The following is a 24,442-nucleotide window of genomic DNA, read 5'->3' on the forward strand; positions in this document are numbered from 1 at the left end:
CCCTCCGCCCGCGAGGGCGAAGGGTTCCTATTGTGCATGGCGTGGCCGGTGCGCGGTCAGACCGTGCCGGCCAGCTTGAAGATCGGCAGGTACAGGGAGATGACCATGCCGCCGACGAGGACGCCGAGGATCACCATGATGAACGGCTCGAGCAGGCTGCTGAGGGTGTCCACCGCGGTGTTCACTTCTTCTTCGTAGAACTCGGCCACCTTGAACAGCATGGAATCCAGCGAGCCGGACTCCTCGCCGATGGCGGTCATCTGCACCACCATGTTCGGGAACAGGTTGGTCTGGCGCATGGCCAGCTGCAGCTGGTGGCCGACGGCGATGTCGTCGCGCATCTGCTTCACCGCGTTGCCGTAGACCACGCTGCCGGTGGCGCCCGACACCGCGTCCAGGGCCTCCACCAGCGGCACGCCAGCGTGGAAGGTGACGCCCAGCGTACGCGCGAAGCGGGCAATGGCCGACTTGTGCAGAAGATCGCCGATGACCGGGATCTTCAGCGAGAACCGATCCAGGAAGTGAGCGAACTTCTGCGAGCGGTTCTTGGCGAAGATGAGCGCCGCGACGGAGCCGACGATGCCGCCGATCACCAGCCACCAGTACGACTGCATGAACTTGGACGCCGAGACGACGAACTGCGTGGGCGCGGGCAACTCGGCCTTGGCCTCGGCGAAGGTCTGCTGGAACACCGGCACCACGAACAGCAGCAGGATCATCGACACCAGCAGGGCCACCACCAGCACCATGATCGGGTAGAAGAGGGCTTTCTTGATCTTCTTCTTGATGCCCTCCATCCGCTCCTTGTAGGTGGCCACCGTGTCCAGCACGGTATCGAGCACACCGGCGGATTCACCGGCGTGGACCAGGTTGCGGTAGAGCTCGTCGAATTGCACCGGGTAACGGCCCAGGGCCTCGTGCAGCGACGCGCCGCCTTCGATGTCGGTCTTGACGTCGATCAGCATGTTCTTGAAGCGGACGTTCTTCTGACCCTGCGCGATGATGTCGAAGGCCTGCACCATGGGCACGCCCGAGGCCATCATCGTGGCGATCTGGCGGCTGAAGATGGCCACGTCCTGCGGTTTCACCTTCTTGCCCGAGCCGCCGAACATCGGCTTGGTCCGCTCGCGCACCTGCTGGGGGTTCATGCCCTGGCGGCGCAGCTCCGCCTTGACGAGGGAGGCGTTCTTCGCCTGCATCTCGCCCTTCATGCGCTTGCCGCGCTTGTCCAGTGCGATCCAGTCGTACATGACGAGTGCGCTTACGGTGGCTCGCGCGGCGCCCATGGCGCGCGCATTCTTGCTGGCGGTGGCGATAGCCATGACGCGGTGTTCCCCCCGGGGTTGATGCTTCAGGTGGCCGCCGCCGTGCGGTCGGCCCCTGCTCTTATTCTAGTTTGAACGGAGCGCCGGGTGGGTTTCTGCCATCTGACGCACATCTTTACCGGTCTCGTCGGCTGACGAGACCGTCAGTCCTTGGTGACACGGTTGATCTCGGCCAGGCTGGTGACGCCGTTGCGGACCTTGAGCAGCGCGGAGGCGCGCAGGTCGTTGATGCCGGCCTTCTTCGCCACGTCGGCGATCTGCATGGCGTTGCCGCCCTCCAGGATGATCTGCTGGATATCCTCGACCAGCGGCATGACCTGGTAGATGCCCACGCGGCCCTTGTAGCCCTCGTTGCAGCTGTCGCAGCCGACGGCCTCGTAGATGGTGATCCCGGCGTCGATTTCGTCCTGGCTGAAGCCTTCGGCCAGCAACGCTGCCGGGGGCAGCTGGATCGCCCGCTTGCAGTCGTGCAGCCGGCGGGCCAGGCGCTGGGCGATGATCAGGGTGACCGACGAGATGATGTTGTAGGGCGCGATGCCCATGTTCATCAGGCGCGCGATGGTCTGCGGCGCATCGTTGGTGTGCAGGGTGGACAGCACCATATGGCCGGTCTGCGCGGCCTTGACCGCGATCTCCGCGGTTTCCAGGTCGCGGATCTCGCCGACCATGATGACGTCCGGATCCTGGCGCAGGAACGAGCGCAGGGCGGCGGCGAAGGTCATGCCGCGCTTGACGTTCTGCTGGACCTGGTTGATGCCCTCGACGCGGATTTCGACCGGGTCTTCCACCGTGGAGATGTTGCGGCCCTCGGTGTTGAGGATGTTCAGCGCGGTGTACAGCGAGACCGTCTTGCCGGAGCCGGTGGGGCCGGTGACCAGCACCATGCCGTAGGGTTTCTCGATGGCGTTCAGGTAGAGGTTTTTCTGGACTTCCTCGTAACCCAGCTTGTCGATGCCCAGCTTGGCCGAGGAGCCATCCAGGATACGCAGCACGATCTTCTCGCCGAACAGCGTGGGCAGCGTGCTGACGCGGAAGTCGATGGCGCGGGTCTTGGTCAGGTTGAGCTTGATGCGACCGTCCTGCGGCACGCGGCGCTCGGCGATGTCCAGGCCGCTCATGACCTTCAGGCGCGAGGCGATGCGGTTGCCCAGCTTGTTGGGTGCCGTGGCGACGATGCGCAGGATGCCGTCCATGCGCAGACGCACGCGGTAGATGGCTTCGAAGGGCTCGAAATGGATGTCCGAGGCGCCGCGCTTGATCGCGTCGACTAGCACCTTGTTCACGAACTTGACGATGGGCGCGTCGTCGTTGGCGTTGGCGTCGATGCCGGTGGTGACGTCGCCTTCCTCGTCGCTGCTTTCCAGGGCCAGCTCGTCCAGGCCGCCGTCCTCGAAGGCCGGCACCGAGTTGTTCATGGCCGCCAGCGCGGTGTCGATCACCCGGCGCAGCTGGCCGCGCTCGACCAGCACGGGCTCGACCATGTGGTTGGAGTGGAACTTGATCTCGTCCAGTGCGTGGGACTGCATCGGGTCGGCGATGCCCACGAACAGGCGCTTGCCGCGCTTGAACAGCGGCAGCGCCTGGTGCTTGGTGATCAGCGCCTCGGTGACCAGGTCCAGGGGCATGTTGGCCGTGGCCATGGCGCCGATGTCCATCAGCGGCATGCCGAACTCGGCGGAAGCCACCTGGGAGAGCTTGGCGCTCTCGACCAGGTGGTGGTCGACCAGCCAGGCGGACAGCGACGATCGCTTCTCGGCGGCATCCTGTACCGCCTTGCGGACGTCGGCCTCGGCCATGACACCCTCGTTGACGAGGCGCCGGGCCATGCCGGTCAGTCCCGCCAGCATGGGGGAGTGCATTTGTGAAGCCATGTAGGGTCCCGTCTTCCCCGAGATATGCGCCTGAATCTACTCTAGATTGTGGGTTTGGTCACGTCGGAAGATGTGAGTTTAAACGGAGCGGCGGCAGCTGGCGTGAAATCCTGTACGATGCGCCGGCCCTGCTGCCAAGGTCGGGTGCCGGGGCCTGCCGACAGGGCGGCACGTTTGCATTCGAGGACGCGTGCGTGCTCTTTAATTCGCTGACTTTTCTTGTTTTTTTTGCCATCGTTTTCGTGCTTTTCCAGCTCATCCGTAGCTGGAAACCGCGAAAATGGCTTTTGCTGGTGGCGAGCTATGCGTTCTATGCGGCATGGAATCCTCCCTATGTCTTCATCTTGTTTGCATCGACTTGCCTGGATTGGTGGCTTGCGCGCCTGATCTGGCGTGAGGAGCGGACGTCGCGCCGACGCCTGTGGCTGGTCGTCAGCCTCGTCGCGAACCTGTCGCTGCTTGCCTTCTTCAAATACGGCGCATTCGTGCTTGGCAATGCGCAAGCGGCCATGGCGTGGCTCGGCGCTACATATCAGCCACCGCTCTGGAATATCGTGCTGCCGGTGGGCATCTCCTTTTATACATTCGCATCGTTGTCTTACACGATCGATGTCTATCGCAAGGAGATTGCGGCGGATACGCCATGGGCTGACTACGCGCTGTTCGTAGCCTTCTTCCCGCACCTCGTCGCCGGACCGATCGTGCGCGCCCGGGCACTGCTACCTCAAATTGCCCGCCCCACGGATCCCTCCCGTGAGCAGATCGGTTGGGGTCTCACCCTCGTCGCCATCGGGCTGTTCTGCAAAAGCGTACTGGCGGACAGCTTGCTTGCGCCTGTGGCCGACCTTTTCTACGCCGCCCCTGCGGCTCACCCCGGATTGGGTGCACTGGCCGGAATTTTTGCGTTTTCCGGACAGATATATTTCGATTTTGGTGGTTATTCGCTTTGTGCAATCGGCTTGGCGATGTGCTTCGGCTTCGCGTTTCCGGACAACTTCAGGTTCCCTTACGCCGCCCGGGGATTTTCGGATTTCTGGCGTCGCTGGCACATCTCCTTGTCCACCTGGCTTAGGGACTACTTGTATATTCCGCTGGGTGGCAATCGGGGTGGTGAATGGCGTACATGTCGGAACCTCATGCTGACGATGCTCCTCGGTGGCCTCTGGCATGGCGCGTCGTGGATGTTCGTACTCTGGGGCGCGTTGCATGGTGGTTTCCTTGTCGTGGAGCGCATCGTGCGTCGCATGCGGCCTGGCTTGTTCACTGACACCGGTGCCGCCCCGGTGCTTACTTGCCTGACTTTCCTGGCCGTATGCCTGGCCTGGATTCCGTTCCGTGCTCCCGATCTGGCGACGTGTGTCGCCGTGCTCCGGTCCGCTTTCCAGCTCGCGTTGCCTTCAAACGACGAAGCCATCGCGCTGATTGTGATGGTGGCCGCGCTGGCATGGCAGTGGCGCATGCGTGACCGGTCACTCGAGGACGTTGCTTCCGGCTGGTCCGAAGGCTTGCGTGGCATGGTTGTCGCCGCATGCCTCGTTGGCGTATTCATGAGTTCGGGGGGCGACAGTCGTGCGTTCATCTACTTCCAATTCTGATATCCACCTTACTCGGCGCGTCATGCCCGGCGGCCGTTGGCTGGTTCCTTTCGCGACAGGCCTTCTTCTACTGCTGATCATGGCCGGATTGCTGGAAGGGGCGCTTGCCGCGCGAGGCTTCAAGCCAACCGTCGTCGACTCCCCCGCTGTGTGGGCACGGGAGCGTCTGCATGCGAGCGAAGCCGGATCACGCGCACTTATTCTTGTGGGCGCCTCACGCGCGCAGCTCGATGTGGACCTGGGTGCGCTTGCCGAGGCTACCGGCAAGCAACCGGTACAGCTCGCTATCGACGGTAGCTCGTATATCCCGGTGCTCGCGGATCTCGCGGCCGACGATCGGGTCACGGGAACGGTCATCGTTGATTACCAAGGTGGCGTGCCGGATCCGGACTATCAGGATGCCTCGAACCGCTATGTCGACTACTGGCGACTACACGAACGCGCGGGGTCGAGCTACGATTTCGCGAGGATCGAGAGCGCGCTATCAGCTTGGCGTCAGGGGACCATGCGTAGCTATGCCGACGGTGCGGGGCCTTTTGCGGCCCTCGTCGCCCGGGTGCTTGCCCCCAAGGCGACGCCGCAGTACCTCATTACCCTGCCGAACAGGTCGCGGGATGCCGACTATTCCCGCGTCAGTATGCCCGCGTTTTATTATCAGCGTGTCATCCGGAATGCCGGAATTGCTGCGCTGCCAGCCTTGCCGGACTATGCTGCCGTCGATCGCGAGCTGGCGGAGCGTATCCAGGCGCTGCCGCAAGCTTCTACGGCAAATCTCGAAGCGAACACCGCCCGGCTGAATGACATGGTGCGAAAAATCGAGGCAAGGGGCGGCACAGTGGTTTTCGTCATGTTTCCCCGTTCGGGCCTCGTGCGCGCGGCAGACGACGCCATCTATCCCCGCGCGGTATTCTGGGACCGTATCGTGCCGCTGGCCGGCGGCAAAGGCCTCTACTACGCGGACGAGCCCGCGTTGCGGGACTTCACCTGTCCGGACGGATCGCATCTGGACGTTCGGGACAAGCGCCGGTTTACCCTGGCGCTGGCGAGGTCGCTTGAGACTCGGGGCTGGATAAGGGCGGGGGGCTGAATCGTGTCTTTTATTGCATCGAATTGGAGCAGTCGTTGAGCCGTCTAAGCATCATCATTCCCGCCAAGAACGAGAGCGCAGCCTTGCGTGCTCTCCTGCCGCAGGTGCGTGGTCTGTACCCAGACGCTGAAATCCTCGTCATGGATGACGGTTCGACCGATGACACCCGTGCTGCCTGCGATGGAGTCGGCGTCACTTGTGTCTCGGCACCGTACTCGATGGGCAATGGTGCTGCGATTAAGCGTGGCGCGCGTGCCGCTACGGGTGACGTCCTGGTTTTTATGGACGGTGACGGCCAACACGATCCGCGGGATATCTTGCGCCTTGTTGGCCGTCTGGACCAAGGCTATGACATGGTAGTGGGTGCTCGCGACTGGGACAGCCAGGCTGGCGTGGGTAGAGGCCTGGCCAATACCCTCTATAACTGGCTGGCAACCAGGATGACCGGACACGTCGTCGCGGACCTTACTTCTGGATTCCGGGTTGCGCGCGCCGAGCACTTTCGCGAATTTATCCACCTCCTACCAAACGGTTTTTCCTATCCGACGACCAGCACGATGGCTTTCTTCCGAAGCGCGTATGCGGTGGCATATGAACCGATCAAGGCAGCACAGCGTGTGGGCAAGAGCCATATCAAGCCGTTGAAGGATGGTATTCGTTTCCTTCTGATCATTTTCAAGATCGCGACGCTTTACTCGCCGTTGAAGCTCTTCGTTCCCGCGAGTGTCCTGTTTTTCTTACTCGGGCTGGCGAACTACCTCTACACATTCATTACCGAGGGGCGCTTGACCAACATGTCCACGCTGATGTGGAGCGCGGCGGTTATTGTTTTTCTTATTGGTCTGGTCTCCGAACAGATCACTTCCCTGATGTACGTGAAACAGCGTGATTGACCGATCGGCCCATGCTGCCGGATCCCCGCGGGTACAGGTCTTCATACCGACCTACAACCGTGCCGATCGTCTCGAGAAAGCGGTGTCGAGCGTGCTCGGCCAAAGCTGGGCGAACCTTGATGTCATCGTGCTCGACAATCATTCGACCGATCATACCGTCGATGTGATGCAGCGCCTCATCGCCCGGGACGCGCGCGTCCGGCACGTCCGCCACATGCAGAACATGGGGATGCTCGCGAATTTCAACGCGATTCCATCCCTCGTGGACGGCGACTACTTCTGCATGCTTACCGATGATGACACGTACGAGCCCGATTTCCTGACCACAGCATTGGGTTGGTTCGACAGATATCCGGAGCTCGGCTTCGTCGCCTGCGACGCGCCCACTAGGAAATACGGCGTCATCCAGGGAAGTCAACTCGACTACTGGCCGGAGGGCCGTCACGCGGCGGGCGCGGGAACTCTGAAGTGCCTGCTTGGACACTATCCGATCATTACCAACTGTTTATTCAGGGCAGATCTCCGTGATGAATTCCGTTTCGAGCCCGACCTAGGTAATACGGGCGATGGCTACATCCTTACAGAGATCTGTGCAAACCATCCGGTAGGCATCTCTCGCTATGTGTCGGGTAGCTGGAACAACGACGGAGATAATGCCTCTTCGTTGCAAGGTTTCGACGCAACGCTCATTACACGGATCGCCATCGCCGAGTACGAGCTTTACCGCGGCCTGTTTGCCAGCGGTCGCTTCGCGCGGCGCTGGCTCGTCGTGGCTTGGTTCAAGCGTTGCCTGAGCGTACTTGTGGCTGCCGACCGCGCGGGCGTGCGGATATTGCGTTCAGACACTCCACTGGACAGCGCTTTTGGTCCGGCCTCCCGTGGCGTGCTGACGGCTATTGTGGCCACGCGTGTCATCCGGTTCTTTCCGTGGTTGTTGTCTACCTGGCGCAGATACACGAAGTCGCGCGTGCGTCGCGATGATGGGCGTCCTATGCGTTTACCTTCAGATCGATAGCGGAGCTTCCGGCAACCATGAAAGCGGTCATTCTTGCAGGCGGCCTGGGCACGCGCATCTCGGAAGAGACGCATCTGCGCCCAAAGCCGATGATCGAGATCGGTGGCAAGCCGATTCTCTGGCACATCATGAAGATGTACTCGGCTCACGGAGTCAACGACTTCGTGATCTGTTGCGGATACAAGGGCTATCTGATAAAGGAGTACTTTGCCAACTATTTCTTGCATACATCGGACGTCACCTTCGACATCGCGCGAAACACGATGGAAGTGCACGAACGCCATGCCGAACCTTGGCGAGTGACCCTTGTGGATACCGGCGAATCGACGATGACGGGCGGTCGCCTGAAACGCGTAGCTCCATACCTGGAAGGCGAGGACGCCTTCTGTTTCACCTATGGGGACGGTGTATCCAATCTGGACATCGGCGACTCCATCGCCTTTCATCGAAACCATGGAAAGCTCGCTACGATTACGGCGGTACGTCCGCCGGGGCGTTATGGCGCTCTGCGCCTCGACGGTCGACGTGTCGAAGGCTTTATCGAGAAACCCGACGGTGATGGAAGCTGGATCAATGGTGGGTTCTTCGTGCTATCGCCGAAATGCATCGAGCTGATTGTGGATGACACGACGACTTGGGAGGCCGGGCCGCTCTCCAAGTTGGCGGAAACGAACGAGCTGGTTGCATATGAGCACGCCGGATTCTGGCAACCAATGGATACCTTGCGCGAGCGTAACCTGCTCGAGCAGCTCTGGTTTTTGGGACACGCACCGTGGAAGGCATGGTGAGTACGTTGCGTCGAAGCGATTGGGAAGGGCGTTCGGTTTTTCTTACCGGGCACACAGGATTCAAGGGCAGCTGGCTGGCGCTCATGCTCGAGGCCTTCGGTGCTCGCGTGCACGGCTATGCGCTTGACCCCGACACGGGAACGTCGATGTTCGGCGTTGCCAACGTCGAGGCCCTCGTTGCATCGGACACACGTGCCGATCTGGCCGACCGTGATCGCCTCGCCGCGGCGATGGCGTCGGCAGTACCCGACCTTGTCCTGCATCTGGCGGCCCAGCCGTTGGTCCGGGAAAGCTACAAGCAGCCCGTCCGTACGTTCGCGACGAACGTCATGGGAACGGCACATTTGCTGGAGGCGGTGCGGTCGACACCCTCGGTAAAGGCCGTGGTGATCGTCACGACGGACAAGGTCTACGAGAACGACGGTCGCGGTATTCCGTTTGTGGAAACCGACCGACTCGGTGGCGATGATCCCTACAGTGCTAGCAAGGCCGCTGCAGAGTTTGTGACAGCAAGCTATCGCCATAGCTTCTTTCGCGAACCGGCCGCTCCGCGCGTGGCATCCGCACGCGCGGGTAATGTCATCGGTGGAGGCGACTGGGCACCCGATAGGCTCGTCCCGGATTGCATGCGGGCCTTTACCGAAGGAGCGCCAGTACGCCTGCGCTATCCGGCGGCAAGCCGCCCCTGGCAGCACGTGCTGGAGCCGCTCAGCGGTTACATGACGCTCGCCCAGGCTCTATTATCCGGCGCGGACGCCGCACATGCGTGGAACTTCGGTCCACCCGCGGCCGACCAGGCGGCGGTCGGCGATGTCGCCAGGGTCGTCGCGGAGTTGTGGGGTGGCGACGCAATGGTGCTTACCGATGACGTCACGGTCCACCCGCATGAAGCCGGGCTGCTCGCCCTTGACAGCGCGCGCGCCGTACATGACCTAGCATGGCAGCCGCGCTGGCCGCTTCGGCGCGCCCTGCAAGAAACGGTGGCCTGGCAGAAGCAGTGGCTCGCTGGCGGCGACATGCAAACGTTCAGCCGCAAACAGATTGCGGCCTATCTGGAATCGACAGCGTCATGACCGATCGTTTTACCCACGTCCACGAACCGATCCGGGGTTTGCATGTGTTAGACAGGCGTCGGCTGGGCGATGACCGAGGTTTTCTCGAGAGGCTTTACGATTCCGATGCCGCGGGGCAGCTCCTGCCTTTCGCCCGGATCGCACAGATCAATCGGACGATGACCGCCCTGGAAGGAACGGTCCGCGGCATGCATTTCCAGCGACAGCCTTACGCGGAAGTCAAACTCGTGCACTGCATCCGGGGTAGCGTCTTCGACGTAGCCGTGGATTTGCGCGAAGGCTCGCCGACTTACTTGCACTGGCATGCTGAGGTACTCAGTGCGGACAATGGACGCTGCCTGCGTATCCCCGAAGGCTTCGCGCATGGATTCCAGGCTCTGGAAGCTGGCTGCGAGCTAATCTACGTGCACAGTCAACCCTACCGGCAGGATGCCGAATGCGGCGTGTGGCCGCTCGATCCGCAGCTCGGTATCGCCTGGCCGCGCGCCATCGCCCTTATGTCGGACCGGGATGCCCAACATGGCCCGATCGATGCGACGTTCCAGGGAGTCATCGCATGAAGTGCAGGCATTGCGCGCAGCCTCTCACCGACCGTTTTATTGACCTCGGCAGCGCGCCGCCGTCGAACGCCTATCTCAGTAAAGCCGGCCTGTCCGCACCGGAGAAGTGGTACCCACTCACTGTACTCGCCTGCACCCATTGCTGGCTCGTACAGACAGAGGATTTCACCAATGTGAGTGAATTGTTCGATTCGGAATACGCCTACTTCAGTGGCTTTTCGACGAGCTGGCTGGCGCATTGCGAGCGCTACGCCGCCACCATGGTCGAGCGTTTCGGCCTAGATTGCGTATCGCTCGTGGTCGAAATCGCCGCGAATGACGGTTCCCTGCTTGGCTGTTTCCATGATCGGGGCATAGCCAGTCTCGGCGTCGAGCCGACGGCAAGCACAGCCGCCAGTGCCCGGGCTCGTGGGCTGGATATTGTCGAAGCATTCTTTTGCGTCGACCTAGCACGGGAACTGGTCACAAAAGGACATCGCGCCGCGCTCATGGCCGCCAACAACGTGCTGGCGCATGTGCCGGACATCAACGACTTCGTCTCCGGCTTTGCGATACTGCTTGCGGACGACGGCGTCGCCACATTCGAGTTTCCGCATCTGCTGAACCTCGTGCGAGAGCGCCAGTTCGATACGATCTACCACGAACATTATTCCTACCTCTCGTTGCTGGCGGTGGCGCGGATCTTCGCGGCCAACGGTCTGACGGTTTTCGACGTGGATACGTTACCGACACATGGAGGCAGCCTGCGCGTATACGCGCAGCGCGCCACGACCGGGGCCCGGCCCGTCGGGCCCCGGGTAGGGGTGATACTCGAAGCGGAGCGCCATGCTGGCATGAACTGTGTCGACTTCTATCGGCGGTTCCAAGTCCAGGCGGAGACGGTGAAGGACGATTTCCTCGCCTTTCTGATAGAGGCGCGACGGGCTGGCAAGCGCGTCGCGGCTTATGGCGCAGCGGCGAAAGGCAATACGTTGCTTAACTTTGCGGGGGTCCGTTCCGACCTGATCGGGTTCGTGGTTGATCGCAATCCGAGCAAGCAAGGCAAATACATGCCGGGAAGTCGCATTCCCATTCGTGACGAGGCGGCCCTGCTCGCCGAACAGCCTGATTACATCGTCCTGTTGCCGTGGAACCTTCGCGCTGAGCTGGTTCAGCAACTCGACTATGTGCGCGAATGGGGCGGTCGATTCGTGACCGCCATCCCCTCACTTGCTGTGTTCGATCCGTGAGCGAGTCGCAGGGTATGACGCGGTTCTGCGGCGGTTAGCGTCAATGGGGCTTCGCCGCAACATCGTTGCGAATTACCTAGGCGCTGGCTGGAACGCGCTCATGAATGTCGCCTTCATTTCTGCGTACATCCATCATCTTGGTCCTGCAGGTTACGGGCTGATAGGCGTCTTCACATTGTTGCTTGGCCTGATGGCGTTGCTTGATCTAGGCATGGCGCCGATGGTCAGCCGCGAGCTGGCTCGGCTGGGCGCGATCGAGCCGGGCGGGTCGGCCGCTCGGCTGTTGCTGCGCGGTGCCGAACTGGTGGCGGTGGTGCTAGGTGTCGTCGTGGCTGTAACGATGATCGTGGCAAGCCCGTGGCTCGCATCGCACTGGCTCGATACCCGCGGCCTGCGCCAGGAGGAGGTCATCTTTGCGTTGCGTATCATGGCGCTGCTCGTCGGGCTGCGCATACTTGAGAATGTGTATCGAAGCGCGCTCATAGGATTGCAGCGTCAAGTCGTACTCAACGCCGTGCTTGCGGCGTCTGGAACGTTGCGTAACGGTGGCGCATTTGTCGTCGTGGCCTGGATAGCGCCTGAAATCCGCGCGTTTTTCCTTTGGCAACTTGCCACAGGGGCGGCCACGGTCGTGGCATTTGCCATGGCGGTCCATATCAGCTTGCGGACAAATATGCGGCCGGGCCGATTCTCACTCGCCCCGCTACGAGCTACCTGGCGTTTCGCGGTCGGCACGATGGTCGTAGCGAGCCTATCGATCATACTGGGTAACCTCGACAAGATCCTGCTCACCCGGCTTCTTCCGCTCAATGCATTCGGTTATTACGCGCTCGCTGTGGTGGTCGCCCAGGCACCGCTTGGGTTGATCACGCCCATCGCGCAGGCGTTCTACCCGCGCTTCATCCAATTGCACGCCGCCGATGACGAACGGCTTTCGAGCCTGTACCACTCTGCCACTCAGGGCGTCGCGATCCTAATCGGCACGGCGACTGCCTTCCTGGTGCTGTTGGGACGGCCGGTGCTGCAACTGTGGTTGCACGACCCGATGACTGTGGATCGTGTGGTCGGCTTGGTGGCCGTGTTGGCCGTCGGCAGCATGTTCAACGGCATCATGACCTTGCCGTATTTTCTGCAGTTGGCCGCGGGCTGGACTGCCCTGACGATCCGCGTCAATCTCTTGGCGGTGTGCTTGGTCGCGCCCGCGCTAGCGTTGCTGGTGCCTACCTACGGCGCAATGGCGGCTGCCTGGATCTGGCTATGCCTCAACGCCGGTTACGTGCTGGTCGCGGTGCCGCTGATGCACCGCCGCCTTTTGCGCGGCGAACTGGCGCGGTGGTATGTCCACGACGTGATTCCCCCGGTGCTCGCTGCCACGGTCGTCGGTGCCACATGGCGCTGGCTGCCATTGCCGCTACCCGCAGGTATCTTGGGTTGGGCTTTACTGACCCTGGAGGGCGTCGTGATGCTCGTCGTGGCCGGTCTGGCCACACCCGTCTTGCGACATCGATTGGGTCAGTGGCGCACCCGCGGCACACCGTAACGCAGCAGCATCGAGAGTTTTCGTGGCAAGGGCGAAAATGTAGACAGGTAGGCACCCAGGCCGACGCGTCGGCGGCGCATGTTGCGCTCGCGATGTGATATCAAGGAGCGCCAGTGCGCGCGCAGTTGGCACGGGACGTTGAGATAAATGTCGAAGAAGATCCGCCGGTCACGGCGAAGCAGGGCCATTAGCGTGCCTTCGGCCATTAGCAGCACGATGTGCAATGCCAGCAACGGCCAGACCACAGGCCCTGGCGTGCACGCGACCATCGCGAACGACTTGTTGCGCTCACTCAGCCGGCGCCGCTTCAGTGTGGTCACCAATCCGTCGCCGGTGACGCGGTTGCCGCCGAAGGTCTTTCCCTGCCAGTGACGATACCCGCTGTGCGCAAGCGCGATCACGCGTCCGCCCTGCAAGCGGGCTAGGCAACACAGATACAGGTCCTCGCCGATGGATTCCATCCATTCAGGAAACCCGCCCAATGCGTGCCAGGTATCGCGGGCGATCCAGAGGCAGGCTCCGATGGTCATGGCAACATCGCGCATTCCCTCGCGCCGGTTAGGTACCGGGTTGTAGAACAGATCCAGCGCGCAGCCGCGGTCGATCAGCGCGCCGTCTTGCCAATCGTATTGCGGCAGGGTCAGTACGTCGCCTTTGCCGTGAATGACTGCCGCTTCCAAAAGAGCTTCGATGGCGTCTGGCAGCAGGGCGGCATCGTTGTTGAGCAGCAGCAGAAAAGGCGCGGACGCCATCTCTGCCATACGGTTGTTACCGATGCAGAAGCCCACGTTAGACTCGCTCACGAGTATAGCTACCTGCGGATAGCGTTCTCGAATGAAGGCGACGGAATCGTCAGTCGATGCATCGTCGTGCACGAGGATCTCGATACGCCCGGCGACGGTTTGGGAAAGTAGCGAGTCGACACAATCGGCCAGCAGCGCTCGGCCGTTGTAGTTGGCGATGCAAACGGTGCACACCGGGTCTTTCGGGCCGCCTAGGGCTCGATGGAGCGATACCATCGCCAGGTCTCCTCAATGCCTTCGTGAAGACCTATTCGCGCGTACCATTCGAACCGAGCGCGCGCTTTGCTCGCGTCCACCGCTACATGGATCGCGTCGACGGCACGCGGCTCATGGTAAGTCCGTGGCAGAGTGAGTCCGGCCACGTCTTCCATGACCTGAAACAGCTTGTTGAGACTGGTGCTGCATCCACTGGCGGCGTTGAATACCGCCATGCCCGCCAGCGGCGGCGCCTTAGTAGCAGCGACGCAGAGGTCGACCAAATCGTCGACATGAATGTAATCGCGCGTCTGCGAGCCGTCGCCCCAGACATCCATGGCCTGCTCATGGCGCATATGCCAGAACGCAGTTGGGATGACGCCGAAGCCGCGGCGGGTGACTTGGCCCGGACCATACACATTGGAGGGGCGCAACACCGTCGCGGATGCATCGAATTGCGCGCACCACGACCCCACGAATGCCTCCGCTGCCGCCTTGCTGGCGCCGTGATATGACCGTGGGCCCACTGCATCGTCCTCCGCGGAGGCCTTGCCGTCCGCTGGCACGTAGAGGGAGCCGGCGGACGACATGTATACAAGTCGCACACGTGTATGCGTCTGCAGCGCTTCCAGAAGTGTAAGCAGGTGAGTCAGGCTGACCGCTTCGGCCACGGGGCGTCCGGCAGAGCCCCCTGGCGTAGACACACTGGCGAGATAGATCACCGCGTTGACGGACTTCAGTAGCGTGCGCCACGCGTCCACCGACGGTGTCTCTTCAGCGCTCCAGTGGATGGACGTGTGGGATATGCCGGGGTCACGCCTAGTAATGGCGGTGACCTGATAGCCGTCGTCCGCAAGGCGCAGTGCGAGATGCCGGCCGATAAACCCGCCGGCACCAACGACGAGGATCGAGTCATTCATGGGTGTGTCCCGAGCAGTGATGCGTATACCGCTGCGTAGCGCGACGCGGCATCATCCCAGTCGCCGAAGAGATTTTTCGCCCAATCGCGCGCGCGAAGGGACATCGAAGCTTGCGTGGCCGGGTCTTCGAGTCGCTCAATCGCTTCCGCATACTCCTCGCGAGTGTCGCACAGCATGCCGGTGGTGCCATGCTTGACGATGCTCGCATGCGCAGGCATGGCGGAGGCGATGATCGGAAGCCCCGAAGCCATGGCCTCGAGCATGGCCTGGGGACGCCCCTCGGAGTGCACGCTCAGGGTGATGAGCCCGACGGCTTTCGGGAACCAGTCAGAGGCGAGTGAATCAGGCGTGGCTGCGCCGTGGTAATGCACCCAGGAAGGTACCTGTACTTGCTCCTGCATGGGTCCGAATAGATGTAGCTCGCGCGCTTGGCCAAGGAATAAGGATTCGGACCAATCGAAGAGCGGACCGAGCTTGTTTGCGGTGAGCCGCGTCACGGCAATCCACCGGGGCGGGTCGAGCGGTAGCGGCCGAATCGCATACCATCGTTCGTCGATCCCGAACGACACGGGAATCACCGTTGCGATATCACCGAAGGCCTGTTCCAGCACGGGTACCATCCATTCCGCATTCGGACAGAGCGCCACGCGGCGCCCACGCATGGTACGCCTCAGCAAGGGGCGCATCAGCGGTAATTTCATAAGGTTGAGGTCGTTTCCCAGAACCGAGATAACGAGGGGTTTCCCGTTCGCCGGGAGTGGTAGAGCCGACTGCAGCCAGTTTATGTGATACAAGTCGGCCTCGGTCTCGCGACAGTAGCAGCGATAGAGCATGCGCAGCAGGCGGATCGGCGCGAAAGGTGCCCGCCAGCCCCGCTGGCGCATGAGGTGAGAAATGCCGCCGGCCTCCATCAGTCCACTTAGCCAGGTCCTCTCGTTGGTTGTAGCCGCATAGGTGACACCCGGCGGCAGTTCACCCGGCGGCGCCCACAACCGCACAGATATACCCTCGCGACGACCGATCGCTGCCACCAAATGACGAATGAACACGCCCCGCCAGTCACCGCCGTTCGCGGGGTAAGAGGTGCTTGTCATCAATACATTCATGTGTAGTCACCGGGTGCTAGACGAGGGTGGTGCGCTATTCACTTTTTCTGCGTCGATCTCTTTGCGCAAAGGCGTAATCATCGCCGTCAGTCGGTTGCCCACGTTCAACGTTTGGAGAAATTCCATTTGCTTCTCGGCGAGGTTTCGATCGCCCATCGCCAAGGCGAAACGGATAGCCGTGACGTGATAAGCGGGTTCATGAGGTTCGGCTTCACTAGCGCGTCGAATCATGTCGTAGCCCAACTTGTGATCATCGAGACCGCTCCAGGCGAAGTCTGCATAGGCGGCCAGGAGGCGCGATCTCGGCGAGGGATGCGAAAGCGCTGCTTGATACATCTCGAGTAGTTTGTCGGCCGGCAAATCGCAGTTCTGCTGGAGTGTGCAGTTCGTGAGCGACATGATCGCACTTTCGTCCTCGATGCTGACAGGGCCTGCTCGGAGCTTGGCCTCCATAGACACCCACCACGCATCATTGATCGGTTGCTTAAGCTTCGCCGCGAAGAAAATGAGGGCCTGTTCGGCTAGCGTGGACGATCGGGGTAGCGCAGCGGCACGCTCCAATGCGGCATATGCCGGCTGTACGAAGGGCGACGCCTGTCGATATTTGGAAACGATTATGTACGTGCGACCAAGTTCGTACTGAGCACGCGGAGAGTCGGGAGCTCGAATAGCGAGTTCCTGAGCGAGCGACAGTGGGTTTCCCCAGCGAGTGGCTGTAAAAGCTGTGAGCCCCAGGTCGTATAGCCACAAAAGGGAAATTAAGACGGTGGCCGCGAGACGCAAGCGCGTGCGATCGGTATTCGCGTCGCGACCAATCGCGAGGACAACGATTGTTAGGGCAAGTCCCAGACTCGAAAAGTAATTGCGATGCTCGTAAATGAGTTCTAGCGGAACGATGGTTGCCGTCAGCGTATGACAGGCGAAAAACCACGCGATGCCCACGGTAGCGAGGGGGGTTCGCTTGCGAAGTCCCCAGGCTGCCACGACCAGTACGAGGAGCAAGACCGCACACACCAGTGTGCTCCACGGTTGGGTCCACCCAGTGGAGACAACGAAGTCGTCGTGATAGAACGACAAGTCCGGCAATGTCGGAAGTATCGTCCAAACGATGTAGTCGACCACGATGCGGAATTCGCTGAGGAGCCGTTCCGGCATGGTGAAACTGCGCGGTGCCCACGTCGACTGTGCGAAGAGCGACGGCCCCACTAGGATCGCGCCGGTAATGACAGGAATGACTAGGACGACGATAAAAAGCGCGACGACGCGGCGACTGATTCGCGCCGTGTCACTAGCAATTAAGTCGCACCTTCCTCGAAATATAACCACTTCGATGATTGCCGCATATAGCGGCGTAAGTACTGCTGTCTCTTTGGCTAGCAGGCCGAACGCAGATCCTGCCACGATGCTTGCGGCGGCGAGAGCGAATCCCCGCCCGTGGAACAGCATCCTGCGCCGGCCGACGACATAACCCAGCAATCCAAGTAGAACGAATAAGTTGGCCAGGCTCTCCATGCGCTGGACGACGTAAAGCACAGCCGTCAGATTTATCGGCATGACAAGCCATAGGGCCACCACGGAGGCGGCCAGCACGTCATCGCAGCGAGCAAGCTCACGATTTGCACCGACGGATAGCAAGCGCAGTAGCGCGAATGCCACTATGCCGTTCAAGAGATGTATGGCGATGTTCGTCAGTTTCATACCCGCCGGGTCAGCACCCGTAAGCAGGTAGTTCATCGCAAAGCTGAGTGATGCCAGCGGACGTTTGAACTCGCTGGATGGAGAAGACAGGGCGGCGTTCAGTAGTGCCGGCGCCGACCAGCTAGTCACATGCACCCCTTCGTTGTCGACGATGTTCGGGAAGTCGTCGAAGAGGAAGCCGCCGGAAACGCCTGGTGTATATGCCGCAGCCGTGGCAAGCAGTGCGGCTAGCATCCAGAGCCATGGGTGTGTCCGAAGGCCGGCAACGAAGCGAAGTGTCATAAGCGAGCCTTGTAGAACTACGTCAGGGTCGGCTCGCCCCAGAAGGCGAGCGGCTCGTAGTCGGGATAGGGATAGTGTCCGAGATTCATAGTGATCGAAGAATTACGCGCAGTTATGTGCCGTTCGACCAGTCGTCGTATCGAAACGGGCTGTCCGCTGCATATATTGAAAACACCCTCTTGCCCGGAGCGGGCAATGGCAAGAAATTGCCGGGCGACCTCTTCGATTGGCAGGTAATCCCGTAGTTGTTCGCCACCGCTCATGTCAAAGGTCGCGTCACCACGATCGATCGCGGCATCGAGTTGCGCAAGGATGGAACGAGGGTTCTGCCCGTCGCCGTACATGTAGAAGAGGCGTGCCCACTGGAGGCCAAAGGGGAAGTCCCCGCGAAGAAAGCCGAGTTGGCGCCTAAGCATATCTTTCGCCGACCCGTAGGGAGTGGACGCACGCGGCTCGGTCAACGCAGAGAGACATCCGTTTTGCATCCCATACTCAAGGCAGGTCCCTGCCACGAGTACTTGGCTGGCGCCGAGCCTGACCATCTGCTTGATGAAGGCGTAGCTCCGAGGCAGGTTTTCCTCCAGATGCAACAGCGTCCGATAGTTGGGTAGGCCGGACCAGGCCAGGTGGATCAGGAGTGCGCCCGGCCGTGGATTAAAGCTGCGGACGTCCTGGCCCAGTTCCATGGGCACGAAGAGAGCTCCATCGAAGCCAGGGAGATCACGTGCCTTCTCCCTGGAGCGACCCATCGCGACCACGTCCCAGCCATCCGCCACGAGCAAGGGCACGAGATGGCGGCCCACGAAACCGGTGGCGCCGCTAACGATGACCTGCCGGGGGGGGGCTTGGGAAGGAATGTGGTTCATCCTGGCCACTTTACCCCCCAATCCGCGGAGACGACAGCGCTACTCATGCGACGGTACTGCACTGTCCTGATCGCGCGCTTGCTGAGTGAGCGCGTCGCGTAGATGTTCAATCTCACGGGGCCAATACCGGTCGCGGCGGAGAATTTGCGCATGAATCCATGCCATACCATCCGACGGTGAAGGGCCGGGTTCGACGGGAAGCGTTTCGAGTAATTCGAGATGCTGTAACCCTCGTGCTGGATATCCGGCATTACCGAGGAGTGCTGCTTCGTTCAAGGCAACTTTCGCTGTCGGCTCTTCGGCTAGGGCCTGTGCAAACATGCCCTGCGCCTTTGCCGCATCTCCGGAGCGCAATGCTATGGTCCCACGCAGGTGCGCGATATCTTGTCGGCGGCCAGGTAGAGAGGTCGCGCGCTCGTTCCTTGCCATCGCTTCGACGAGGCTGTCGAGGGCAGTGTCGTCCAGGCCGGTGCAAGGTCGCCTGGAAAGATCCTCGATACGGGATTGGAACCACCGGGTAAGGAGCGCGCCTGGGTCGCGCGGTGCCGTAGCGAAGGCGCGCGCCGCAAAAGTTAGGTCGGACGTCGAAACACCACCTGTTGCGCAGTGGATATCGATCAGGTTGATAGCAATCTGAGGCTCCGCGGGAAATCGAAGGCTTGCCCTGTCGATGCGCTGACGCGCCGCTCGCAAGAGCCCTCGTGAGAACTCGGCCTGTGCCGCATTTGCCTGGGCGCGAGGCGACCCGAGTTGCTGGTCTGCCCATACGGTCGCCTGGGTCAATTCATCCCCCCAAAGCATGGCCTGTGATCGAGTAAGCAGGAACAGGCCGGATAAGAGCACGGCCGGTAAGCCGAGCCGTAGCCAGCGGTAACGCGAAGTAAGGATCGCCAGCGACAACGGCCAGAACATCAGTGCGGCGGGAAGATAATTGCGATGTTCGAAATAGAGTTCCAGTGGTACGGAGGTCGATTCAAGGACCTGGCCTGCACCGAAGAACAGGATAGCGACCGCAACTGAAGGTGCTCGACGACGCAGGGCAATGGCAGCGCAGAGCGTAGCGATCCACACGAGCGGTGCTATCCAGGCGTACCATGGATCGAAAAGCGAATTTACCGGGACGAGTTGGTCGTGGAAAAACGTGCCGGCCGCTGGCTTCAATAGCCACAACCTTGCTAGATAGTCGAACAGGATAGCTGGTTCGGTAATTAGGCGCTGGTCAATGCTCCAGCCGCGAACCAGCAAGGGTGGTTCGCCGAACGCGGAGATCGCTAGCCAGGCGAGCGCCGCCAATAAAAGCGCGCTCGGAACGACCAGGGCGATGCGACGATGCCATGTGTAACGTTGTGCGACGGGGTGTGGCATAGCTGGCAGCGTGATGTCGATCACCATGGCGAGCAATGGAATAACCACGCCGTTAGCCTTACACATTATCGCCAACAACGTGGCACCACCTCCGCCGACGTATAGCCACGCTGCGGCGTACCGGCCTTGCTTGGCAAAAGCATTGCGAGCAGTAAGCCATGCGATCAGTGCAACTAACGCAAAAGTGCTCACAAGCATCGCTTCGCGTTGTACGACGTATAGAACCGTCGAGACGAGAAAAGGATGCAAGGCCCACATGGCTGCAGCGAGCCACGCGGCCGTATGGGTTAGGCGATGTCGAAGTTCGTATCTGCGGCCTAGAAGGGTAAGGAACTGGCCGAGTAACAATACATTTAAGAGATGGATTGCGAGATTAGTAACTTTGAATGGCAACGGGGCGGCGGGCCAGTCACGCGCGTTTAGTACAAAGCTGGCTAGGGCGATCGGGCGCCCCGTGGGATCGGCTGTGCCGGAAGTGACGTAGCGAAGGAAACTGCCAATGTCATGAATAGGTCCATTCTCCCCCAAGACGGGGAGACTGGCCCAGTCGTCGAAGAGGAATGGGCCCCTGATGCCAGGCAGGTAGGCAACGGCGGTCACCGCCAGAATTGCGGCTACGAGAATTAAAGTAGCACGGGCTTTAAAGATCATGTGGCGAACATAAAAAAGGGGCCGGAATCCGGCCCCTTTGTCATACCTAAAACCCGGATTACTTGCGGCAAGCGGTCGGGAGGTAGGCGTCGGCGACGTAAGTACCGGCAGCCTTGGCACCACCGCTCGCGGCCTTGCAGTTCCAGGCGATCGTGCCGCCATTGTCGTAGGGCGAGAGAACGATGATGTTGTTGTTGATCTTGCTGTTTGCTTCCTGCGGGGCGGAGCTATTAAACGTCGCGACAATGATGCCCTTCGAAGCGTCAACCTGCGACACGTACTTGCCCGTGATCGACTTCGCGGTGGCGAGGCCGGCCGTGACGTTCGACGGCGGGAACACGCCCTTGTTGTTGTAGTACTCGGCCACGGCCGTCTTAGCACCGTCAGCGAGGTTCATGCCTTCCGTCACCTGGGTACGGATGATGTAGTTCTGGTACTGCGGGATGGCGATGGCAGCCAGGATCGCGATGATGGCGACCACGATCATCAGTTCGATGAGCGTGAAGCCCTTCTGGACGTTCTTCATGGAATTCCTCGTTATGTATTGACTAACCGAAAAAGTGACGCCCCCTGAGCCCTAGCACCCTCCCCGTTGCCGGGATCAGACGCTCCCTCACTTACTTTGGTCAGGAACGACCAGGAAGCTCGCCGCAGAGCTTGCATTGAACATGCCATGCGTCGCGACCGGCCTATTGCCGCATATTGCCGGTGTTGCGATTGTGCATCGGGTCACGCTTGAGGAGCAACTGGAAAATTTCACGGATTCAGCGGATTAGCTCGAGAACGGGCGTGACGTGCAATGTCACAAGGTGACGTAAAAGGTCAGCTCGACCGGCAGATTGATGGCAAATAGCGGTTGGCCATTGTCGAAGAGCAGGACCAGCCAATGCTGCCGCCGTTGTCTATCGGAGACAGCGTCAGCGTCTGCCCTTGTAGGCGTATGTTGGCATCAGGGCGAGCGTAAGCGATCTGCACCTTGCCTGTTGACAAGAGGGTGATGGACGACACGTATTTGCCATTGATCGACGTGGAAGCTGGTAATCCCGCCGAGAGGTTGGAGCCTGGGAAATGCCCGGTGTTGTTTCGGAACTCCCATATAGCCGTTTTTGCCCCCGCCACTGTCTCGAGCCCTTCCGCCGCCTGTGCACGTATCAGGTAATCCTGATATTGAGGAACGGCAATGGCGGCCAGAATGGCGATGATGGCAACGACTACCATCAACTCGATGAGCGTGAAACCGGATGTGGCTCGCGTGCGGAATGAGTGCATGGTGGAGCCCCTTTGGTCTTATCGGGAGCGTAAAAGCACGGTTCGTACCAAACGACCGGGCATTCCTTTCGCGTCACTTGAAGTGCGACATTGACTGCGAAAGATGGTGTAAGACGATATCGCTCCGTGCTTGGTGCCGAGTTGCGTCCTTCCTTTTGGCCCCGTACCGTTCCACAACTGACTAGATAACGAAGGGAACCCCATGAAGCCAGTCCTCGCCGTGCTAGCTCTCGCGCTGGCATCCGGCCCCGCCCTGGCGGCCGACGCCGACACCGTCGCGTTGCACCCTTTCTCCATCCGCGACCTCGTGATGATGGACCGAGTAGCCGACCCCCAACTCTCCCCAGATGGTCGCTACGCACTCTTCACCGTGCGTTCCACGGACTACGCCGCGAACAAGGGAACGACCTCCATCTATGTCATGGACCTCAACAAGCCACCGCAGCCGATCAAAGTGGTCGATAAGGGCTCGTCGCCACGCTGGGCTCCCGATGGCCAGTCCATCTACTATTCCGCGCCAAAGGACGGCGTAGCCCAGGTCTGGCATCGCACGTTCGACGCGGATAACGGTAAGGGCTTGGCCCTGACCGTCCGAGCTGGCGATGCCGTAACCGACGCCCAGCTGGACGTCGGCTCTTTCAAGCTGTCGCCCGACGGCTCCAAGCTGCTGCTCAGCTACGAGGTCTTCACGGACTGCCCGGACCTGGCCTGCACCAAGGAGCGCCTCGACGGCCGCGAGAAGGACAAATCCACCGGCACCGTCTACGACAAGCTCTTCGTCCGCCACTGGGATACCTGGGCCGACGGTCGCCGCAACCAGCTCTACATCGCGGATGCAGCCGGTCCCTCCCAGCCGCTTCTGCTAAGCCGCGGTATCGACGGCGACGTCCCCAGCAAGCCCTTTGGCGGCGAGGACGAGTTCACTTTCTCCCCGGACGGCAAGACGGTTTATTTCGACGCGCGTATCGCCGGCACCACTGAGCCTTGGTCCACCAACTTCGACATCTACAGCGTCCCGACCGACGGCTCGGCGGCACCGACCAACCTCACGGCCGACAACCTGGCCTGGGATGCCAATCCGCTGGTCTCCCCGGATGGCAAGACGCTTTTCTACACGGCCATGAAGGAGCCGGGCTCCGAGGCTGACCGCTTCGGCATCTGGGCGCTGGACCTCGCCTCCGGCCAGAAGCACGAGGTGGACCCGTCATGGGATCGCTCGGCGGGCGCGCTGCAGGTATCGCCGGACGGCAAGACCCTCTACACAACCACCGACGACAACGGCCAGCACCCGCTGTTCGCGATCGACGTGGCGACCGGCAAGGCGACGATGCTGGTCACCGATGGCGCCGTGGGCGGCTTCGCACTTTCGGCAAAGAAGATCCTGCTGACCCGCGACGACCTCAAGCGGCCGGCCGACCTGTACACGGCGGACTTGAGAGGGAAGGGCCTGAAGCAGGTCTCACATTTCAACGCCAAGCGTATCAAGGGCGCGCAGACGGGTGATTTCGAGTTCTACACCTTCAAGGGCGCCAATGGCGACACCGTGCAGGGCTATGTGGTCAAGCCGGTCGGCTACAAGAAAGGCAAGACCTATCCCGTTGCCTTCATCATCCACGGCGGCCCGCAGGGCGCCATGACCAATAGCTGGAGCTATCGCTGGAACGCGCAGACTTATGCGGGCCAGGGCTTCGCCGTGGTCACGGTCAACTTCCACGGTTCCACGGGTTACGGGCAGAAGTTCACGGACGCCATCTCCGGCGATTGGGGCGGCAAGCCGCTCGAAGACCTGAAGCTCGGTTGGAGCGCCGCGCTGTCGAAGTACAACTTCCTTGATGGCGACCGGGCCTGTGCCCTGGGCGCAAGCTACGGCGGCTACATGGTCTATTGGATCGCCGGCGTCTGGAACCAGCCCTGGAAGTGCCTTGTCGATCACGACGGCGTCTTCGATGCGCGTGCCATGTACTACGACACGGAAGAACTCTGGTTCGAAGAAAAGGAGAACGGCGGCACGCAGTTCGACCATCCGGAAAACTACGAGCGCTTCAATCCGATCAATCACGTGAAGGACTGGCGCGTGCCGATGCTGGTCATCCACGGCGGTAAGGACTTCCGCATTCCCGAGACACAGGGGATGGGTGCATTTACAGCCCTGCAGCGTCGCGGTATCCCAAGCAAACTGCTGCATTTCCCGGATGAGAACCACTGGGTACTCAAGCCGCAAAACAGTGTGCAGTGGCATGAGACGGTGAATGCGTGGTTGAAGGAGTGGACGGCTCCCACGGCCGGCGCGAAGTAGCTAAAGACAGAAGCG

At 61.0% G+C, this 24,442-nt stretch carries 20 protein-coding genes; 10 read left to right on the forward strand and 10 right to left on the reverse strand.

The features are described 5' to 3' along the window. Nucleotides 1-56 precede the first annotated feature (56 nt). Together QRN34_RS11005 and pilB are read right to left on the reverse strand one after the other, a co-directional pair. Nucleotides 57-1,322: a type II secretion system F family protein gene (locus tag QRN34_RS11005; RefSeq protein ID WP_036140378.1), complete on the reverse strand. Its 1,266-nt coding sequence runs from the start codon at nt 1,320-1,322 to the stop codon at nt 57-59. A 146-nt stretch (nt 1,323-1,468) separates the two neighbouring features. Further along, nucleotides 1,469-3,196, reverse strand: coding sequence for a type IV-A pilus assembly ATPase PilB (pilB, locus tag QRN34_RS11010; protein ID WP_285404487.1), 1,728 nt, complete (start codon nt 3,194-3,196; stop codon nt 1,469-1,471). Between the two features lie 194 nt (nt 3,197-3,390). On the opposite strand from pilB, the gene QRN34_RS11015 reads away from it, so the two are divergent. The 9 genes from QRN34_RS11015 to QRN34_RS11055 are packed head-to-tail and all read left to right on the forward strand — an operon-like array spanning nt 3,391 to nt 12,976. Further along, nucleotides 3,391-4,791 carry an MBOAT family O-acyltransferase gene (locus tag QRN34_RS11015; protein ID WP_285404489.1) on the forward strand — a complete coding sequence of 467 codons (1,401 nt, stop codon included), beginning with the start codon at nt 3,391-3,393 and terminating at the stop codon, nt 4,789-4,791. A gap of 22 nt (nt 4,792-4,813) precedes the next feature. Continuing rightward, on the forward strand, nt 4,814-5,878 hold the full coding sequence (locus tag QRN34_RS11020) for a hypothetical protein (protein ID WP_285404491.1): 1,065 nt from the start codon (nt 4,814-4,816) through the stop codon (nt 5,876-5,878). A gap of 35 nt (nt 5,879-5,913) precedes the next feature. Next, complete coding sequence (locus tag QRN34_RS11025; RefSeq protein WP_285404493.1) at nt 5,914-6,771, forward strand: glycosyltransferase family 2 protein; 858 nt, start codon at nt 5,914-5,916, stop codon at nt 6,769-6,771. Next, nucleotides 6,764-7,786 (forward strand): glycosyltransferase family 2 protein, encoded by a 1,023-nt coding sequence (locus QRN34_RS11030; RefSeq protein WP_285404495.1) that lies wholly within the window; start codon nt 6,764-6,766, stop codon nt 7,784-7,786. Before QRN34_RS11025 ends, QRN34_RS11030 begins: the two co-directional genes overlap by 8 nt. A gap of 17 nt (nt 7,787-7,803) precedes the next feature. Further along, nucleotides 7,804-8,574, forward strand: coding sequence for a glucose-1-phosphate cytidylyltransferase (rfbF, locus tag QRN34_RS11035; protein ID WP_285404498.1), 771 nt, complete (start codon nt 7,804-7,806; stop codon nt 8,572-8,574). Continuing rightward, nucleotides 8,568-9,647, forward strand: a complete 1,080-nt coding sequence (gene rfbG, locus QRN34_RS11040; protein ID WP_285404589.1) for a CDP-glucose 4,6-dehydratase — start codon at nt 8,568-8,570, stop codon at nt 9,645-9,647. Before rfbF ends, rfbG begins: the two co-directional genes overlap by 7 nt. Beyond that, complete coding sequence (locus QRN34_RS11045; RefSeq protein WP_285404500.1) at nt 9,644-10,207, forward strand: dTDP-4-dehydrorhamnose 3,5-epimerase family protein; 564 nt, start codon at nt 9,644-9,646, stop codon at nt 10,205-10,207. Before rfbG ends, QRN34_RS11045 begins: the two co-directional genes overlap by 4 nt. Further along, a complete protein-coding gene (locus QRN34_RS11050) occupies nt 10,204-11,436 on the forward strand; it encodes a class I SAM-dependent methyltransferase (RefSeq protein ID WP_285404502.1) in 1,233 nt (410 codons plus the stop codon). Before QRN34_RS11045 ends, QRN34_RS11050 begins: the two co-directional genes overlap by 4 nt. A 43-nt stretch (nt 11,437-11,479) precedes the next feature. Next, the gene (locus tag QRN34_RS11055; RefSeq protein WP_285404504.1) at nt 11,480-12,976 is read left to right on the forward strand and encodes an oligosaccharide flippase family protein; all 1,497 of its coding nucleotides are present in this window, start codon (nt 11,480-11,482) and stop codon (nt 12,974-12,976) included. Here the strand turns inward: QRN34_RS11055 and QRN34_RS11060 are convergent. The 8 genes from QRN34_RS11060 to QRN34_RS11095 all read right to left on the reverse strand — a co-directional run bounded on the left by QRN34_RS11060 (nt 12,949) and on the right by QRN34_RS11095 (nt 22,131). After that, nucleotides 12,949-13,995, reverse strand: coding sequence for a glycosyltransferase (locus QRN34_RS11060; RefSeq protein ID WP_285404506.1), 1,047 nt, complete (start codon nt 13,993-13,995; stop codon nt 12,949-12,951). The two genes, QRN34_RS11055 and QRN34_RS11060, sit on opposite strands and share 28 nt — an antisense overlap. Continuing rightward, nucleotides 13,971-14,894, reverse strand: coding sequence for an NAD-dependent epimerase/dehydratase family protein (locus QRN34_RS11065; RefSeq protein ID WP_285404507.1), 924 nt, complete (start codon nt 14,892-14,894; stop codon nt 13,971-13,973). The genes QRN34_RS11060 and QRN34_RS11065 overlap by 25 nt, the downstream gene beginning before the upstream one ends. Next, on the reverse strand, nt 14,891-16,000 hold the full coding sequence (locus QRN34_RS11070; protein WP_285404509.1) for a glycosyltransferase family 4 protein: 1,110 nt from the start codon (nt 15,998-16,000) through the stop codon (nt 14,891-14,893). Before QRN34_RS11070 ends, QRN34_RS11065 begins: the two co-directional genes overlap by 4 nt. A 6-nt stretch (nt 16,001-16,006) precedes the next feature. After that, nucleotides 16,007-17,980, reverse strand: coding sequence for a hypothetical protein (locus QRN34_RS11075; RefSeq protein WP_285404511.1), 1,974 nt, complete (start codon nt 17,978-17,980; stop codon nt 16,007-16,009). Nucleotides 17,981-17,997: 17 nt separating this feature from the next. Then, a complete protein-coding gene (locus QRN34_RS11080; protein WP_285404513.1) occupies nt 17,998-18,846 on the reverse strand; it encodes an NAD-dependent epimerase/dehydratase family protein in 849 nt (282 codons plus the stop codon). Between the two features lie 39 nt (nt 18,847-18,885). Then, nucleotides 18,886-20,862 (reverse strand): tetratricopeptide repeat protein, encoded by a 1,977-nt coding sequence (locus QRN34_RS11085; protein WP_285404515.1) that lies wholly within the window; start codon nt 20,860-20,862, stop codon nt 18,886-18,888. A 58-nt stretch (nt 20,863-20,920) separates the two neighbouring features. Beyond that, nucleotides 20,921-21,388: a pilin gene (locus QRN34_RS11090; RefSeq protein WP_285404517.1), complete on the reverse strand. Its 468-nt coding sequence runs from the start codon at nt 21,386-21,388 to the stop codon at nt 20,921-20,923. A 296-nt stretch (nt 21,389-21,684) separates the two neighbouring features. Next, nucleotides 21,685-22,131 carry a pilin gene (locus tag QRN34_RS11095; RefSeq protein ID WP_285404519.1) on the reverse strand — a complete coding sequence of 149 codons (447 nt, stop codon included), beginning with the start codon at nt 22,129-22,131 and terminating at the stop codon, nt 21,685-21,687. A 202-nt stretch (nt 22,132-22,333) separates the two neighbouring features. Here QRN34_RS11095 and QRN34_RS11100 point away from each other — a divergent pair, with 202 nt between their 5' ends. Continuing rightward, nucleotides 22,334-24,427, forward strand: coding sequence for a S9 family peptidase (locus QRN34_RS11100; protein WP_285404521.1), 2,094 nt, complete (start codon nt 22,334-22,336; stop codon nt 24,425-24,427). Nucleotides 24,428-24,442 lie beyond the last annotated feature (15 nt).

Origin of the sequence: Luteibacter sp. ME-Dv--P-043b (assembly GCF_030209605.1) — a bacterium.
In the GTDB taxonomy this organism is placed as follows: Bacteria; Pseudomonadota; Gammaproteobacteria; order Xanthomonadales; family Rhodanobacteraceae; genus Luteibacter.

Excerpts from the sequence above, each read along its gene's own strand:
- QRN34_RS11005 (WP_036140378.1), bottom strand. The coding sequence starts at position 1,322 with ATGGCTATCGCCACCGCCAGCAAGAATGCGCGCGCCATGGGCGCCGCG.
- pilB (WP_285404487.1), bottom strand. The coding sequence starts at position 3,196 with ATGGCTTCACAAATGCACTCCCCCATGCTGGCGGGACTGACCGGCATG.
- QRN34_RS11020 (WP_285404491.1), top strand. The coding sequence starts at position 4,814 with ATGCCCGGCGGCCGTTGGCTGGTTCCTTTCGCGACAGGCCTTCTTCTA.
- rfbF (WP_285404498.1), top strand. The coding sequence starts at position 7,804 with ATGAAAGCGGTCATTCTTGCAGGCGGCCTGGGCACGCGCATCTCGGAA.
- rfbG (WP_285404589.1), top strand. The coding sequence starts at position 8,568 with ATGGTGAGTACGTTGCGTCGAAGCGATTGGGAAGGGCGTTCGGTTTTT.
- QRN34_RS11045 (WP_285404500.1), top strand. The coding sequence starts at position 9,644 with ATGACCGATCGTTTTACCCACGTCCACGAACCGATCCGGGGTTTGCAT.
- QRN34_RS11050 (WP_285404502.1), top strand. The coding sequence starts at position 10,204 with ATGAAGTGCAGGCATTGCGCGCAGCCTCTCACCGACCGTTTTATTGAC.
- QRN34_RS11055 (WP_285404504.1), top strand. The coding sequence starts at position 11,480 with ATGGGGCTTCGCCGCAACATCGTTGCGAATTACCTAGGCGCTGGCTGG.
- QRN34_RS11060 (WP_285404506.1), bottom strand. The coding sequence starts at position 13,995 with ATGGTATCGCTCCATCGAGCCCTAGGCGGCCCGAAAGACCCGGTGTGC.
- QRN34_RS11065 (WP_285404507.1), bottom strand. The coding sequence starts at position 14,894 with ATGAATGACTCGATCCTCGTCGTTGGTGCCGGCGGGTTTATCGGCCGG.
- QRN34_RS11070 (WP_285404509.1), bottom strand. The coding sequence starts at position 16,000 with ATGAATGTATTGATGACAAGCACCTCTTACCCCGCGAACGGCGGTGAC.
- QRN34_RS11075 (WP_285404511.1), bottom strand. The coding sequence starts at position 17,980 with ATGACACTTCGCTTCGTTGCCGGCCTTCGGACACACCCATGGCTCTGG.
- QRN34_RS11080 (WP_285404513.1), bottom strand. The coding sequence starts at position 18,846 with ATGAACCACATTCCTTCCCAAGCCCCCCCCCGGCAGGTCATCGTTAGC.
- QRN34_RS11085 (WP_285404515.1), bottom strand. The coding sequence starts at position 20,862 with ATGATCTTTAAAGCCCGTGCTACTTTAATTCTCGTAGCCGCAATTCTG.
- QRN34_RS11090 (WP_285404517.1), bottom strand. The coding sequence starts at position 21,388 with ATGAAGAACGTCCAGAAGGGCTTCACGCTCATCGAACTGATGATCGTG.
- QRN34_RS11095 (WP_285404519.1), bottom strand. The coding sequence starts at position 22,131 with ATGCACTCATTCCGCACGCGAGCCACATCCGGTTTCACGCTCATCGAG.
- QRN34_RS11100 (WP_285404521.1), top strand. The coding sequence starts at position 22,334 with ATGAAGCCAGTCCTCGCCGTGCTAGCTCTCGCGCTGGCATCCGGCCCC.